General features: G+C 64.5%; 10 protein-coding genes, 3 pseudogenes and 1 riboswitch. Of the genes and pseudogenes, 8 read left to right on the top strand and 5 right to left on the bottom strand.

What is annotated here, in order from left to right:
- Positions 1–111: 111 nt before the first annotated feature.
- The 5 genes and pseudogenes from XBLMG947_RS00715 to XBLMG947_RS00700 all read right to left on the bottom strand — a co-directional run.
- Positions 112–478, bottom strand: a pseudogene (locus XBLMG947_RS00715) (OmpA family protein); the annotation flags it as partial.
- A 4-nt stretch (positions 479–482) separates the two neighbouring features.
- Positions 483–635, bottom strand: a pseudogene (locus tag XBLMG947_RS24080) (DUF4105 domain-containing protein); the annotation flags it as partial.
- Complete coding sequence (locus tag XBLMG947_RS00710; protein ID WP_065465938.1) at positions 632–1204, bottom strand: TetR/AcrR family transcriptional regulator; 573 nt, start codon at positions 1202–1204, stop codon at positions 632–634. The pseudogene XBLMG947_RS24080 and the gene XBLMG947_RS00710, both read right to left, overlap by 4 nt.
- Before the next feature lie 138 nt (positions 1205–1342).
- The gene (ppc, locus tag XBLMG947_RS00705; RefSeq protein ID WP_065465937.1) at positions 1343–4057 is read right to left on the bottom strand and encodes a phosphoenolpyruvate carboxylase; all 2715 of its coding nucleotides are present in this window, start codon (positions 4055–4057) and stop codon (positions 1343–1345) included.
- Positions 4058–4553: 496 nt separating this feature from the next.
- Positions 4554–7043 carry a S9 family peptidase gene (locus tag XBLMG947_RS00700; RefSeq protein ID WP_425479216.1) on the bottom strand — a complete coding sequence of 830 codons (2490 nt, stop codon included), beginning with the start codon at positions 7041–7043 and terminating at the stop codon, positions 4554–4556.
- Positions 7044–7214: 171 nt separating this feature from the next.
- A riboswitch (S-adenosyl-L-homocysteine riboswitch) is annotated at positions 7215–7327 on the top strand.
- Positions 7328–7358: 31 nt separating this feature from the next.
- Between XBLMG947_RS00700 and ahcY the strand changes: the two genes are divergently transcribed.
- The 8 genes and pseudogenes from ahcY to hsdR all read left to right on the top strand — a co-directional run bounded on the left by ahcY (position 7359) and on the right by hsdR (position 15946).
- The gene (ahcY, locus tag XBLMG947_RS00695) at positions 7359–8801 is read left to right on the top strand and encodes an adenosylhomocysteinase (RefSeq protein WP_065465936.1); all 1443 of its coding nucleotides are present in this window, start codon (positions 7359–7361) and stop codon (positions 8799–8801) included.
- 150 nt (positions 8802–8951) lie between these two features.
- Positions 8952–9218, top strand: coding sequence for a hypothetical protein (locus XBLMG947_RS00690; protein ID WP_167351992.1), 267 nt, complete (start codon positions 8952–8954; stop codon positions 9216–9218).
- A 90-nt stretch (positions 9219–9308) separates the two neighbouring features.
- Positions 9309–10721, top strand: a complete 1413-nt coding sequence (locus XBLMG947_RS00685; protein ID WP_065465934.1) for a class I SAM-dependent DNA methyltransferase — start codon at positions 9309–9311, stop codon at positions 10719–10721.
- The gene (locus tag XBLMG947_RS00680) at positions 10718–11839 is read left to right on the top strand and encodes a restriction endonuclease subunit S (RefSeq protein WP_083992775.1); all 1122 of its coding nucleotides are present in this window, start codon (positions 10718–10720) and stop codon (positions 11837–11839) included. Before XBLMG947_RS00685 ends, XBLMG947_RS00680 begins: the two co-directional genes overlap by 4 nt.
- Before the next feature lie 10 nt (positions 11840–11849).
- Positions 11850–12851: an Abi family protein gene (locus XBLMG947_RS00675; protein WP_181093085.1), complete on the top strand. Its 1002-nt coding sequence runs from the start codon at positions 11850–11852 to the stop codon at positions 12849–12851.
- Between the two features lie 184 nt (positions 12852–13035).
- Positions 13036–13320 carry a CopG family ribbon-helix-helix protein gene (locus XBLMG947_RS00670; protein ID WP_065465933.1) on the top strand — a complete coding sequence of 95 codons (285 nt, stop codon included), beginning with the start codon at positions 13036–13038 and terminating at the stop codon, positions 13318–13320.
- A 1-nt stretch (position 13321) separates the two neighbouring features.
- Complete coding sequence (locus XBLMG947_RS00665) at positions 13322–13621, top strand: type II toxin-antitoxin system RelE/ParE family toxin (RefSeq protein WP_065465932.1); 300 nt, start codon at positions 13322–13324, stop codon at positions 13619–13621.
- A pseudogene (gene hsdR / locus XBLMG947_RS00660) lies at positions 13614–15946 on the top strand (EcoAI/FtnUII family type I restriction enzme subunit R). The gene XBLMG947_RS00665 and the pseudogene hsdR overlap by 8 nt, the downstream one beginning before the upstream one ends.
- Positions 15947–16160 lie beyond the last annotated feature (214 nt).

The following is a 16160-nucleotide window of genomic DNA, read 5'->3' as shown; positions in this document are numbered from 1 at the left end:
GGCAGCCGTCGTCGACCGAGCCAGCCTGCGATCGACGCGCATCACGGTGGCACGTGGGGCGGTCCGCACCAGCGCGCGGGTCAAGCGCTCTCCCCGCACGCCACGCCTGCGTCAGGTGCGCAGGAAGATCGCGACCCGGCGATTGAGTTGCCGTCCACCCGGATTGTCCTGCCCATTGAGCGTCTTAGGCGCAACCGGCTGCGATTCGCCAAAGCCGTTTGCGTTGGCCGCCTGCGCGGCACCGCGCGCGCAGCACCGCCAGCACGGCGTTGGCACGAGGCTCGGACAGCGCCTGGTTGTCGTCGTCGCTGCCCTTGGCGTCGGTGTGCCCGGGCACCTGCATGTCTTTTGCGCTGACCTTGGCCAGCGCAGCGCCCATGGTGTCGATCACGCGCACCGCGTCGGGGCGGATGTCGGACTTATCGAAGTCGAACAGGATGCGGTCGTTCAAGGTGGTCAGATAGCCGCAGGGTGCGCCAGAATGCCATCGCGCACCACGAGGTTACCCACCCGGCACGCACCAACGCGTTAGCGGTGAGTGCGTAATAAATCGCCAGGCCGCCCCACACCGCAGCCAGCACCACCACGACCCGCAGCACCCAACGACCGATACAGGCACGTGTGGCCGGTGTCATCGCGTGCCGCCGTCGGGCACCTGCATCCCCAGCGCATGCATCAGCAGATCGGCCGAGCGATGCGCAAGCCGCTTGCGCTCGGCTTCGTCGCTGCCGCGCAGGCAACTGCCCAGCATGTCGATGACCAGCAACAGTTGTTCGTCGTCGACGTCGGCCCGGCACAGCCCGGCATCGCGGGCGCGATGGACGAACGGCAGAAAGATCGCCACCACGCGTCGGTCGGCGGCTTCCACTGCCGGATGCGCGCGCTCGATCGAGCGCCAGAAATCCACCAGCGGCGCCGACTGGGCGATGTGCTCGGCCACGTCATGCAGCAACACGGCCAGCCCGTCCGGGCGGTCGGCCAGGTCGGCGGCCAGCCGCTCCAGACCGTCCAGCCCGCGCGTCATCAGCGCGGTCATCAACGCCACCCGGTCCGGGAAGTTCCGGTACAAGGTGGCGCGACCCAGACCTGCACGCTCCACCACCAGTTCCAGTGGGGCATTGACGCCGTGTTCGCTGAACACTTCGTCGGCGGCATCGAGAATCTGCCGGCGGCGCAGCGCGGCATCTGGGCGGGAAGTCATCATGTCGGCATTATCGGACAACTTTGTCCGTTTGCGCTAGCGTCCGCCTTCCGATTGCGCTCCCTCTCCCGACCAACGGTCTGGTGACCGTTGGTTTGCAGATGGGATGGCCGCCACCCGGCCCTGCCCCCGACCGTTCGATCAGCCGGTGTTTTGCACGCCTTGCGAGACACCGTTGACGCAGGCCACCAGCGCGCGCAACAACGCGTCGTCTTCACCATCTGTGGCGCGCCAACGTTGCAGCAGGTCCACCTGCAACACGCTGATCGGGTCGATGTAGGGATTGCGCAGGCGGATCGACAACGCCAGCCGCGGGTCGTGCTGCAGCAGCGATCGCTGCTGCAGCAGCGCCTTGACCCAGCCCTTGGTCAGCGCGAGTTCGTCATGAATCAGCGGGAAAAACCGCGTGTGCAGCTCGCCGGACAAGCGCGAGAACAACTCGGCGATCTTCAGATCGCCCTTGGACAACACCATGGCGATGTCGTCCAGGAAGGTGCGGAAGAACGGCCAGTCCTGCGCCATTTCGCGCAAGGTGTCTTCATGCCCGGCATCCACCGCCGCCTGCAGGCCGCTGCCCACGCCGTACCAGCCCGGAATCACCGCACGCGCCTGGCTCCAGGCGAACACCCAGGGAATCGCACGCAGGTTGGACAACGCCGCGTCCTGGCCCAGCCGCCGCGACGGGCGCGAGCCCAGCGTCATGCGTTCGATCACATCGATCGGCGTGGCCAGGCGGAAGTACTGCATGAAGTCCGGCGCACCGACGAAGGCGCGGTAGGCCACGGTACTGCGTTCGGCCACCAGATCCATCACCGGGCGCCAGCGCGCCTCGCGTGGCTCAGGCGCGCGCGGGCGCAGGCTCGATAGCAACACCGCGCCGGTCATCTGCTCCAGCGAGCGCAATGCCAAGGCACGGATGCCGTACTTGCGGTGGATCACCTCGCCCTGCTCGGTGACGCGCAGGCGGCCATCCACGCTACCGCGCGGTGCGGCATCCAGCGCGCGGCTGGTCTTGCCGCCACCGCGCGCGATCGAACCGCCGCGGCCGTGGAAGAAGGTCAGCCGCACCCCCAACTCCGCGGCCGCTTCCAGCAGTTCCACCTGCGCGCGTTGCAGTCCCCAGCGCGAGGCGGCGATGCCGCCGTCCTTGCCGCTGTCCGAATACCCCAGCATCACCATCTGCGTATCGCCACGCGCGGCCAGATGCTGGCGATATACCGGGTCGGCCAGCAGGTCCTGCACGGTGCCGGTACCGCCACGCAGATCGTCCACGGTTTCGAACAGCGGCACGATATCCAGCGGCACTGCGCCGGCGGCGTCGACCAGCCCGCCGCGACGGGCCAGCGCAAGCACGGTGAGCACGTCGGCGCGGTTGTGCGCCATCGAGATGATGTAGCTGCCCAATGCATCGGCGCCGTGGCGCATGCGGGCATCGGCGAGCGCGGCGAACACCGCATCCAGCCGTGCATTGCCTTCATCCTCCACTTGCGGCAATGCCTGTTCGCCAGAGGCGTACGGGCCGAGCAGCGCGGCGCGCTGCGTGGCGTCCTGCGCATCCCAGTCGTCCCGGCCCAAGGCATCGGCCACCGCGCGTGCGTGCACGCTCGATTCCTGACGCACGTCCAGCCGTGCCAGATGGAACCCGAAGCTGCGCACGCGCCACAACAGTCGACGCACCGCAAACCAACCGGCCTGCAGGCCCTTGTTGGCCTGCAGGCTGTCCAGGATCAATTGCAGATCCTGCTCCAGCTCCGATGGTGTGGTGTAGGCGCCTTCGGCATCGTCCAGCGTGGCCTGAAGCCGTGCGCGCATCAGATCGTTGAGCAGGCGGTACGGCATGTCGCCGTGGCGCGGGCGCGAACGTGCAGCCGCGTCGGGCAGCAGCGCGCGGTAGCGTTCCAGCTGCGCGGTGAGCTCGGGGCTCACCTGCACCAGCGTGGTCGATTGACTGAGCAGGCTGGCCAACTGCCAGAGCTCTTTCTGATAACGGTCCAGCACCGCGCGCCGCTGCGCGTCCAGCGTGCCGGCGATGGTGGTGGCATCCACATTGGGATTGCCGTCCATGTCGCCGCCCACCCAGGTGCCGAAACGCAGCAAGCGTGGCAAGGCCGGCACGCTGCCGTAGGTTTCTTCGATGGCGTGTTCCAGTGTTTCGTACATCACCGGGATGACGCGGTAGAGCACCTGGGTGAGATAGAAGCCCACATGCTCGCGCTCGTCGTCCACGGTGGGACGCACGGGCGAGGAATCGGCGGTCTGCCAGGAAGCGGTCAAGGCCATGCGGAAGCGCGCCGCATCGCTGGCGCGTTCGTTGGGCGTGCGCATGCCGTCCAGGTTGTCGACCAGGCTGGCGACCATCAGCTGCTCTTTTTCCAGCAGCGCGCGCCGCACCGCTTCGGTGGGGTGCGCGGTGAACACCGGCTCCACATCGATACGCGGCAACCACTGGCTGAGCTCGTCCAGGGTCACGCCCTGCGCCTTGAGCCGGCGCAAGGCATCGTGCAGGCCGTCCGGCTGCGGCGTGTCGGTGCCACTGCGCTGGTACTCGCGGCGGCGGCGGATCCGGTGCACGCGCTCGGCGATATTGACCACCTGGAAATAGGTGCTGAAGGCGCGCACCAGCGCTTCGGCGTCACGTGGCTCGCGCCCGGCCAGTTGTTCGCTCAACGTGGACGGCGGGGCATCGCTTTCGCGCCGCGAGATGGCGGTGGTGCGCACGCGTTCGATTTCATCGAGGAATTCCGCAGAGACCTGCTCGGCGAGCAGATCGCCCACCAGTGCACCGAGCCGACGCACATCGTCGCGCAAGGGAAGATCGGGGGTAGCGAACACAAGACTGCTGCGGTACTCGTTCATCGTAAACGCACACCCTCTTCAAGCGCAAAGTCGTCGAAGACTAACCCAAAAGGATTAGACGGTTGCGACGACGGGGACGGTTTCAACGACAACCATCCGGCTTCGAACAGGATCAATGCGCTGCGTCTTATGGGAGCGCGACCGCAGGACCGCGTAGGAGTGCAGGCATGCGCGATGAGGCGCAGCGCGCACGCTTCGCTCTCAAGCCAACGCGCCCCAGCGCCGTTGCCACATTTGCGACGGGGCCGCGACCTTCTCGGCCGAGCACCGGCCGCGATCGCCACTCGGCAAGCACTGCTGCCTGATGCGACGCTACCGCGAATACCCCAGCGCGCGCCGTGCGCGCTGACGCCCACGGCACATGGCGCTTATCCGCGTCATCTACCGCGCGCTTGGTGCGCGTGCATCAGTCGCCGTCGACGGCAAGAGCGCACGGGTGCGCGAGCAAGCGTGACCGCTGACGCCGCAGCGCGCACCAACCCACACGCTGCCTCGCTCAACGCTTACGGGCCGCTTCCATCTGCGGCGTGGGTTCGCCGACATGGGTCTTCAACCACTGCTCGCTTTCGGCCAGCATCTGCAGGATCGACTGCCGCGCGCGGTAGGCATGCGATTCGTTGGGCAACATCACCAGCCGCGCGGTGCCGCCCAGGCCCTTGATCGCAGCGAACATGCGCTCGCTCTGGATCGGGAAGGTGCCGGTGTTGTTGTCGTCCTGGCCGTGGATCAGCAGCAGCGGGTCCCTGATCTTGTCGGCGTAGTTGAACGGCGACATCGCCTGGTACACCGATTGCGCCTGCCAGTAGTTGCGTTCTTCGGCCTGGAAGCCGAACGGGGTGAGCGTGCGGTTGTAAGCACCGCTGCGTGCAATGCCGGCCTTGAACAGGCGCGTGTGCGCGAGCAGGTTGGCGGTCATGAAGGCACCGTACGAATGCCCGCCGATGGCGATGTGCTCGCGGTCGGTGACCCCGCGCCGCACCACTTCATCCACCGCCGCCTGCGCGTCGGCGACCAGCTGCGGCACATAGGTGTCGTTGGGTTCGGCATCGCCTTCGCCGACGATCGGCATGGTCGGGTTGTTGAGCACCACATAGCCGATCGCCAGAAACGCCTGCGGCCCCCAATAGCTGATCGCATTGAAGCGATAGGGCGAGTCGGTGACCTGGCTGGCGGTGTCGGCGCTTTTGAACTCACCCGGATAGGCCCACATCAGCAGCGGCCGCGGGCCGTCGCGCTTGGGCTCGTACCCAGGCGGCAGCAGCAGCGTGGCGGTGAGGTCTACGCCGTCGGCACGCTTGTAGCGGATCTGCTCCTTCTGCACGCCGCGCAACTGTGGGAGCGGGTGTGCGAAATGCGTCAATGCCCGCGGTGCGGGCCTTGCCTCGCCCAGGGTCTGCACGAAATAGTTGGCCGGTTGCTCGGGCGATTCGCGGCTGAGCAGCAATTGCGTGGCCTGCGCATCCAGTAACGCCACGGGTGCGGAATACGTCGGCGCCTGCGAGTGGAACAGGCGCGTCGCCTGCTTGCTGCGCAGATCGAATCGGTCGACGAAGGGGCGGTCGCCTTCCGGCGAAGCGCCCTTGCCGAGCAGGAACAGGCTGTTGCCATCGCTGCTGGTCTGCAGCAGCGGGCGGCCCTTGCCGTCGGCCACCGTGGCCGGCGTGCCCGGGTCGTTGTAGCGGTCCTGCGAGGAGCGGTCCCACAACAGTTCGGGCGCACGCTGCGGTTGATCCGGTGCGATACGCCATTGCTTGGTGCGGCGGGTCTTCCACCAGCTTTCGCTGAGGATGGCCAGATCGCCACGGCCCCACTGGATGCCTTCGAACCTGCTCACCAACTGCGCCAACGTGACCGGCGCGTGGGTAAACGGCGCTGACTGCATCCGCACCGCATCGCGGAGCTTGCTCTCGCGTGCCGGGTCGCCGCCGTCCAGCGCTTCGGCCCACACCAGCGTGGCCGGTGCGTCGTGCCGCCAGGCGATGTCGCGCACGCCAGTCGGGACGGCGTCGTTCCCGGTCGGCAAGCCTTCGACCAACGGCAGCTGTGCGATCTGGCGCACCAGCGTGCCCTGCAGGTCCAGCACCTCGATGCGGCGCGGGAAATTGTTCACCGGTACCAGATACGAGAATGGCCGCTCGCTGCGTTCGCTCAGGACGTAACGGCCATCCGGCGACACCGACAGATCGAGATAGATGCCCGGCGTAGCGATCGGGCGCACCTGTCCGCTCACCGTGACGATGATCGGCTGGCCGGTGGCGTAGTACTCGAACACGCGCGCATCGGCTTCGTTGCGCAGCAGGTCCTGGTAGGTCGGCAGCGAGCGCACACCGGCGGCGGCACTGGTTTGCTGGATCGCGGGGCCGGCCGGTGTCGCATCGCGTGGCGGCGGCGCGCCCTGCCCGTCCACTTGCCGTTGCAGCAGCAAGCCGCTGCCATCAGGCAACCAGCGCAACGCGTCGTTGACGCTGGTGTTCAAGCCGGCCGCCAGCCGCCGCGCCTGACCGGCCGCCACGTCCACCAGCCACAGCTCGTTGGCGCCGCTGGCCGCATCTTCGCGGCGAAACGCCAGATAGCGTTGGTCCGGCGACCAGCTCAGGTCGGCCAGCGACAACGGCGACGGCAGCCCCGCGATCTGCCGCTCGCTGCCATCGGCCACCGACAACAACCACAGCTTGCTGGCGAACGAAAACCGGCTAGCGGCAAAGGTCTTGGGATGGATGCGCAGGCCGGCCAGCTTGAGTTCGGGCTGGGCCACCTCGGCGATATCCGGCAGCGCCGGCAGCTGCACCATCGCCGCCAGGTCGCGTTGGGGCGACAACTGCAGCAGCGGCGCGCGCGGGGCGTCCACCACCGCCTGCAGCGCCTGGGAAGGCAGCTGATACCCGCTGCCAGCCGCAGTGCCTGGTTGCATGACTGCCGCGCCGGCCGCTGCCGGGCTAGCCGCCACCGCCATCACCGGTGCGCTCAATGCCAATGCCCCTGCCAACGCCCATGTGTGCTGCCGCCAGCCCTGCGCATCCCCTTCGTTTTGCATGATCCGTTCCCGATGATGACCGACCTGCGACCATAGCAGCCGCCCTTCGGCCGCTCCCCTGCCGATGGTAGGGGTGAGCAGCAATTCATGCCGGGCGGGGGTGCTGCCGATATAATCGATGCTCTTGTCGAGGGGCGCTGCGACCGGTAGGGCGGACTGATCCGCTCACTGCACCATGAGTGCAGGCAATCCGGCCAGGCTCGACCAGAGTCATCGTTCAACGGCGCCCGGAATTGCAGACATTCGTTTGCCTACCGGAGCCATTGCATGAACGCTGTCACAAAGATTACCCCGCACGCCGATTACAAGATTGCCGATCTCTCCCTGGCCGATTGGGGCCGCAAGGAACTGGACATCGCCGAGCACGAGATGCCGGGCCTGATGTCGATCCGCCGCAAGCATGCGCAGACCAAGCCGCTGAAGGATGTGCGCATCACCGGCTCGCTGCACATGACCATCCAGACCGCGGTGCTGATCGAAACGCTCAAGGACATCGGCGCCAACGTGCGCTGGGCCTCGTGCAACATCTTCTCCACCCAGGACCACGCCGCCGCGGCGATCGCCGCCACCGGCACCCCCGTGTTCGCCTGGAAGGGCGAGACGCTGGAAGAGTACTGGGACTGCACCCTGGACGCGCTGACCTTCACCCTGCCCGACGGCACCCTCACCGGCCCGGAGCTGGTGGTGGACGACGGTGGCGACGTCACCCTGCTGATCCACAAGGGCTATGAGCTCGAAAACGGCAGCACCTGGGTCGACGAACCGGCCGCCTCGCACGAGGAAAGCGTGATCAAGGCGCTGCTCAAGCGCGTGGCGGTTGAACGCCCGGGTTACTGGGCGCGTGTGGTCAAGGACTGGAAGGGCGTCTCCGAAGAGACCACCACCGGCGTGCACCGCCTGTACCAGATCGCCGAAGCCGGCAAGCTGCTGATCCCGGCCATCAACGTCAACGACTCGGTCACCAAGAGCAAGTTCGACAACCTCTACGGCTGCCGCGAGTCGCTGGCCGATGGTCTCAAGCGCGCCATGGACGTAATGCTGGCCGGCAAGGTCGCGGTGGTCTGCGGCTACGGCGACGTGGGCAAGGGCAGCGCCGCCTCGCTGCGTAACTATGGCGCCCGCGTCATCGTCACCGAGATCGACCCGATCTGCGCGCTGCAGGCGTCGATGGAAGGCTACGAGGTCAACACCATCGAATCCACCCTGGGCCGCGGCGACATCTATGTCACCACCACCGGCAACAAGGACATCATCACCGCCGAACACCTGCAGGCGATGAAGGACCAGGCCATCGTGTGCAACATCGGCCACTTCGACAACGAGATCCAGGTCGATGCGCTGAACGCGCTCAAGGGCGTGCAGAAGATCAACATCAAGCCGCAGGTGGACAAGTACGTGTTCCCCAACGGCAACGCGATCTTCCTGCTGGCCGATGGCCGCCTGGTGAACCTGGGCTGCGCCACCGGCCACCCGAGCTTCGTGATGTCCAACTCGTTCGCCAACCAGACCCTGGCGCAGATCGACCTGTGGGAAAAGCGCGACACCTACGAGAAAAAGGTCTACATCCTGCCCAAGCATCTGGACGAAGAAGTCGCACGTCTGCATCTGGAAAAGATCGGCGTCAAGCTGACCACCCTGACCAAGGACCAAGCCGACTACCTCGGCGTGGACGTGGCCGGCCCGTACAAGCCGGATCATTACCGCTACTGATCCATCGGCAGACCATCGCCATGCAGACAAGAACGGGCGCCGCAAGGCGCCCGTTTTTTGTGTGATCGGCGGACCAAGCTCGCCTGAAGGTTCCGCTACCGGCGTTACTCCATGAGCTAAGGATGCCGGCGCCCCCCGTTCGCTGCGACAATGCCTGCCCGATCCGAACGCTGGAGCCCATACCCGATGTCGCTGGAAACACAAGCCGAACGATTCATGCAGACCCTGGAATCACTGGGTGGCTCTGCAGGCAACGGCAAACTAGGCAGCGCGTTGGGCTGGGCCGACAGCACCTACACCCGGGTCAAGGCGCACCTGATCGAGCAAGGACGCATCGCGCCCGGTCGTGGGCGCGGTGGCTCCGTGTCGATCGCCGATGCCATCCCTGCGGCAGGCAAGCAGCGCGAAGCCGCATAGTCCACGCAGCGCGCCAAGCGCGGCGGCGCGAAGACGGAGCAGGGCAGCCACAACACTTACGTACAGGCCTTCAATGCCATCGACAAGGCCATGCGCAACGACGAAGGCCTGGCCTCAGAGCTGGACTACGCCGAGCAGACCTCGTGGCTGCCGTTCCTGAAGTATCTGGACGACATGGAGCACGAATGGGCCGATGTGACCGCGCTCAAGGGCAAGTCCTATGCGCCGACCCTGACCCGCCCCTACCGCTGGCAGGACTGGGCCGCGCCGAAGACCCGCGACGGCAAGCCGGACCCGAACGCCCGCACCGGCAGCGACCTCATCGAGTTCGTCAACGGCAAGCTGGTCCCGCATCTCAAGTCGTTCAAGGACAGCACCGTGCAGGCCGACAGCCTGCAGTACAAGATCGGCGAAATCTTTTCGGAAGTGTCCAACCGCTTCCGCTCCGGCTACACCCTGCGCGACGTGCTGGAGATCATCGACACGCTGAGCTTCGGCAGTTCCGAGGCCAAGCACGAACTGTCCGATCTGTACGAGACCCGCATCAAACGCATGGGCAACGCCGGCCGCAACGGCGGCGAGTACTACACGCCGCGCCCGCTGATCCGCGCGATGATCCAGGTGGTGCAACCGCAGATCGGCGAGACCATCTACGATGGCGCCTGCGGCAGCGCGGGCTTCCTGTGCGAGGCCTGGGAGCACCTGCGCCGCGATGATCTGTCCGCCAAGGACTGGGACACGCTGCAGCGCAAAACCTTCTACGGGCAGGAGAAGAAATCACTGGCCTACGTGCTGGGCGTGATGAACATGATCCTGCACGGCATCGACGCGCCCAACATCCGCCACGCCAATACGCTGTCCGAGGACGTGAGGCATATCCAGCAAAAGGATCGCCATGACATCGTGCTGGCCAACCCGCCCTTCGGCGGTGGCGAGCGTAAAGAGGTGCAGCAGAACTTCGATATCCGCTCCTCGGAGACTGCTTACCTGTTCCTGCAGCACTTCATCCGCAAACTCAAAGCCGGTGGGCGTGGCGCGGTGGTCATCAAGAACACCTTCCTCAGCAATACCGACAACGCCAGCGTGGAGCTGCGCCGCGAACTGCTGACCAGCTGCAACCTGCACACCGTGCTCGATTGCCCGTCCGGCACCTTCCAGGGCGCGGGCGTGAAAACCGTGGTGCTGTTCTTCGACAAGGGTGCGCCCACGCGCAGCATTTGGTACTACCAACTCGACCCCGGCCGCTCGATGGGCAAGACCACGCCGCTGAACGATGCGGATCTTGTCGAGTTCGTGGCACTGCAGAAGACCAAAGCTAGCGGTGAAAAGAGCTGGACGATTGACGTGGCCGACGTGGACGCCACCACCTGTGACCTGTCGGTCAAGAATCCGCATGTGCCGGAGTCCGCAGCTCAGCGCACGCCGCAGCAGATCATCGACGACATGCTGGCGCGGGATGCGGAGACGGCGAAGTTGCTGGCGACGGTAAGGGCGATGCTGTGAGTCATTGGCCGCTAGTTCCTCTCAGCAAAGTATTGACATTGCACTACGGCAAGTCGCTAGACGCTGATTTTCGAATCGCGGATGGCGCTGTACCCGTTTACGGCGCAAACGGCATCAAGGACTACACGCATAAGCCACTGTGTGAAGGCCCTGCCCTGATAATTGGACGAAAAGGCTCTGCCGGGGAAATCAAAAGAGCGGACGAACCTTTCTGGCCGCTAGACGTTACGTATTTCTCAGAGCACGACAAGACAACGACTGAACTCAGTTACCTTGAATATCTGCTGCACTCGCTCGATCTTCCGTCACTGGCTAAAGGCGTAAAGCCCGGCATCAACCGGAATGACGTCTATGCAATTGAGATTCCGCTTCCTCCGTTGAACGAGCAGAAGCGCATCGTCGCAGTGCTGGATCAGGCCTTCGCCGCCCTCGACCGCGCCCACATCAATGCCGAAACCAATCTCGCTGACGGACAAGCTCTGTTCGAGCGAGTGTTGCTCACAACCTTTGACGAGCTTCTGCCCACCGCAAACATGAAGACACTCGCAGAAGCGGCGAAAGACTTCTCACGTGGAAAATCCAAGCATCGCCCCCGCAATGATCCAGCGCTTTATGGCGGCAAGTATCCTTTCATCCAGACAGGCGACGTGCGTAAAGCTCAAGGCGGCATCCGGGAGTTTTCGCAGAGCTACAACGAGATGGGTCTGATGCAGAGCAAACTATGGCCGGTCGGCACAGTGTGCATCACCATCGCCGCAAACATTGCAGACACCGGCGTGCTGGAGATCGAGGCATGTTTTCCGGACAGCGTAATCGGAATGGTCCCCAAGCCCGATGAAGCAACGCCCTATTATGTCGAGTACATGCTTCGCTACTTCGCAGAGGAATTGAAGCTCAAAGGCAAAGGCAGCGCGCAAGACAACATCAATCTCGCGACGTTTGAGGAGTCGGAGTTCCCATTTCCTCCTCTCAATCAGCAAGAGGAAATCGTGAAGAAGCTAAACGCCCTTTCGACTCACGTTGTAAACCTGCGAGCGAGATACATGCACACTGCTGCAGAAGTCGCCGCCCTTCGCCAGTCCCTCCTCCAAGCAGCTTTTTCCGGCCAGTTGACGTAATTTCTTCGCCATGACCGATGCCAGCACCTACGATCGCCCGTGGAGATCGTTCCAAGATCAACTCTTGATGCTGGAAGAGCGCGGCTTGGCCGTATCGGACAGTGACTGGGCACTGGCATGGCTGCAGCGTGTCGGCTACTACCGGCTCAGTGCGTACTGGTATCCGTTCCGGATCTTCCGGCATGCGCAGGACCCGCAATCGGGGGCGATCCGTTCGATGCGCACGGATGACTTCATGCCGGGTACAACGTTCACCGACGCAATCGACCTGTATCTGTTCGATCGTCGGCTGCGCGTACTGCTGGCGGACGCACTTGAGCGAATCGAAGTGTCGCTGCGGGTGGAAGTAGCATATCGACTGGGTAAAACCGACACCTTCGCCCATCTACATGCAAGCAACTTCCACCCCACATTCCGCGAAAAAACAGCGCCAGTGACGGGCCAGACCGTCTTCGCCACATGGCAGATGAAGTACCAGGGGTTGGTGCAGCGCTCACGCGAGGATTTCGTCAAGCACTATCGTGAAAAGCATGGCCCGGATCTGCCAATCTGGGTCGCTATCGAGGTGTGGGACTTCGGCGCAGTCTCGCAACTGCTGGCGATGATGAAAGTGCCCGACCAGCAGGCCATCGCTGAGCGCTATGGAATTACCGATTGGAAGGTCTTCGCAAGCTGGGTGCGCTGTTTGAGCTACCTGCGCAATCTGGTGGCCCACCATAGCCGCGTGTGGAACCGGAACATGGTGAGTTCTCCCACTCCACCGTCAGCCGCCTGGCCGGCTTGGGGCGCTGCGTCCGAGAACAGGCAGGATCTACTGACCAAGCCGTTCATCCAGTTGGCGATGGTCTGCCATCTGGTGCGGGTGATATGCCCCGGAAGCAGTTGGCCGGAGCGGATGGCGGCGCATCTGGACGCCTTTCCGTCTCAGGCATCGACACGCCAATTATCCGCTGCGGATATGGGGGCGCCCACCGGTTGGAAAGACTGGTGGCTCGCGAGCGACAGGCAATAAGAACCCCCGCGTAGATTCCCAAGGGAACCAAGAGGCGGGGGTCGTGTTGCAGCAAATCTAACCGAGCAAGCTCTGAATCGCCAATATGCGTAATAAAAACTGCTAAGGCGTGCATTGCCTGAGACGCTGGCCCCCCCTGTGTCACTCTTGTGCTACATTTTGACATCCTGAACGGGAGCCCCGCATGAGCACCACCACCATCCGCCTGCCGGACGCGCTCAAGGCCCGCATCGCCAAGGCCGCGCAAGCGGCCGGCACCACCTCGCACAATTTCATCCTGGAAGCCATTGCCGAGAAGGCCGAGCTGGCAGAGCGACGCGCCGACTTCCATGCAGAGGCCGAACGCCGTTGGGCCGAATTCCTCGATACCGGCGAGAGCATTCCCTGGGACGAGATGCGTCGCTATCTGATGGGACGCATTCAGGGCAAGGACACTCCACTTCCCGTCCCACGCAAGTTCGCGAAATAGCATGGCGCGCGTCGAGTTCCTACCCTCTGTCAACGAGGACCTGCGGCGCATCATCGGCCACCTGGAACAGCACGAGGCGGCGCACATCCAAGAGCGTCTTGGCGAGATCGTCAGCGCATCCGATGTGCTCACGAACAATCCGCTGATCGGGCGCCTGACGCACAACGATCTGCGTGAACTGGTCATTGGCCAAGGCGCTCGCGGATACATTGCCCTCTACCAGTATGTAACGGCGCTGGACACCGTATTTGTCCTGGCGATCCGCGCGCAACGCGAGACGGGCTATGCACGCGATGCATGAAACCGAAGCCGACACCCGCGCCAACCGCATCGACCCGGTGCTGCGCGATGCCGGCTGGGGCGTGGCGGAGGGCGCGCAGGTCCATCGCGAACTGATCTGCCCTGGCCGCATCCTCGGCGGCGGCCAGCGCGGCACCGCGCTGTCGGCGGATTACGTGCTGAGTTATCGCGGCCGCAAACTGGCGGTGATCGAAGCCAAGCGTGCCGGGCTGGGCCATACCGCCGGCGTCGGCCAGGCCAAGGACTATGCGGCGCGACTGCAGGCCCGGTTCGCCTATGCCACCAACGGGATCGGCTGGTACGGCATCGACATGGACGGCGGAATCGAAGGCGACATCGCCCTGCCGTTCCCGACGCCGGAGCAACTCTGGCTGCGCTGTTTTCCGGACGGCAACGACTGGCACGAGCGTTTTGGCGCGGTGCCATTCGAGACCGGCAGCGGCAAGTGGCAGCCGCGCTATTACCAGCACAATGCGATCACTGCGGTACTGGAGGCGATTGCGACGGACCGCGACCGCATCCTGCTGACGCTGGCCACCGGCACCGGCAAGACCTCGGTGGCGTTCCAGATCGCGTGGAAGCTGTTCCATGCCAAGTGGAACCTGAGCCGTGATCCGGTGCGCCGCCCGAGAATCCTGTTCCTGGCCGACCGCAATATTCTTGCCGACCAGGCCTTCAATGCGTTCAGTGCGTTCCCGTCGGATGCGCTGTGCCGCATCCGGCCGGAAGAGATCCGCAGAAAGGGTGGCATTCCGCGCAATGCCAGTGTGTTCTTCACCATCTTCCAGACCTTCATGACCGGTGCCGGCGATACGGAAGACGAGTCCACGGCGGCGCAGTTCACCTTCGAAGGCTACGAGCCGGACTTCTTCGACTTCATCGTCATCGACGAGTGCCACCGTGGCGGGGCACGCGACGAGAGCACCTGGCGCGCGATCCTTGAGTACTTCAAGCCAGCCGTGCAGCTAGGCCTGACCGCGACCCCAAAGCGCGATGTCAATGGCGATACCTATGCGTACTTCGGCGAGCCGGTTTACACGTACGCATTGAAAGAAGGCATCGGCGACGGCTTCCTCACGCCGTTCAAGGTGCGGCAGATGGCCTCGACCCTGGACGAGTACACCTACTCCGAGGGCGACGTGGTGCTGGAGGGCGAGCTGGAACGCGGCCGCGTTTACACAGAAGCCGATTTCAACACCCGGCTTGTGATCGACCAGCGCGAGCGCAGCCGCGTGCAGGAGTTCATGGACCAGATCGACCAGCGCCAGAAGACGCTGGTGTTCTGCGCCACCCAGGAGCACGCCGCGCGGGTACGCAACTTCATCAACCAGATCAAGGACAACCCGAGCCCGCACTACTGCGAGCGCGTCACCGCCGACGACGGTGAGCTGGGCGAGCGCCACCTGCGCGCGTTCCAGGACAACGAGAAGACCCTGCCGACCATCCTGACCACATCGCAGAAGCTGTCCACCGGCGTGGACGCACTGAACATCCGCAATATCGTGCTGCTACGCCCGGTCACGTCGATGATCGAGTTCAAGCAGATCATCGGGCGCGGCACGCGCACGTTCGAAGGCAAGGACTACTTCACCATCTACGACTTCGTGAAGGCCTATGCGCACTTCAACGATCCGGCGTGGGATGGCGAGCCGCTGCCGCCGGACGATGCATCGGAGCCGCGCAACCCACGGCGGCCCAGCGAGCGCGAGCCTGGCGTGCCTGGTGGTGGCATCAGAGAACCCGAGCCGCCCAGGCGGGTGGTGGTCAAGCTCTCCGACGGCCGCGAACGCAGCATTCACTACATCGCCGCGACCACATATTGGTCCAACGACGGCAGGATGATCACCGCCCCGGAAGTCATGCAGCAGCTGTTCGGCGACCTCGATGCGCTACTGAAGGACGAGGACCAACTGCGCGCCATCTGGAGCGACCCGGCCGACGCGAAGCCTTCCTCCAGCGCCTCACGGACCTGGGTTACGACAGCGAGCGTCTGGACGACATGCGGCGCCTGATCGATGCACCGCACAGCGACATCTTCGATGTGCTGGCCTATGTGCGGTTCACCCTCGCGCCCCTGTCGCGGACGCAGCGTGTGCAGTCAGCGTTGTCCACCGGACTTGGCGGATACGAGCGCGAGATGCGCTCGTTCCTGGAATACGTGCTAGGCAACTACGCGCGCAACGGCACCGGCGAGCTGGCCAGCAGCAGGATCGGCGATGTCCTGCGGATCCGCTACGGCGGGGTCAACGACGCCAAACGGATGCTGGGCAGCGTTGCGGACATCCGCAGTGCATTCGTGGGAATCCAGGCGCACTTGTTCCGCTGATCCAAGGACCCGTGAAACGCAATTGGCGCGATCACCACTAACGGCGCCGGTTCGCGTGCGTTGCCAGAATTCCAAGTCGAATCGGCATGCAGCGCGGTTCAGTAGCACAGCCGAACAGGCCGCGACATGCGCGTTGCTCAGCTTCGTGATTGGCGCCATCGGCATCTTCTCTGACGCGATGGTCCAAGCGCGTCCCAGTGCGACTTTACCGGCG

Source organism: Xanthomonas bromi (assembly GCF_900092025.1).
GTDB lineage: Bacteria > Pseudomonadota > Gammaproteobacteria > Xanthomonadales > Xanthomonadaceae > Xanthomonas > Xanthomonas bromi.
Note: the sequence above shows the minus strand (reverse complement) of the source record. Positions and strands in the feature narration are given on the sequence as shown.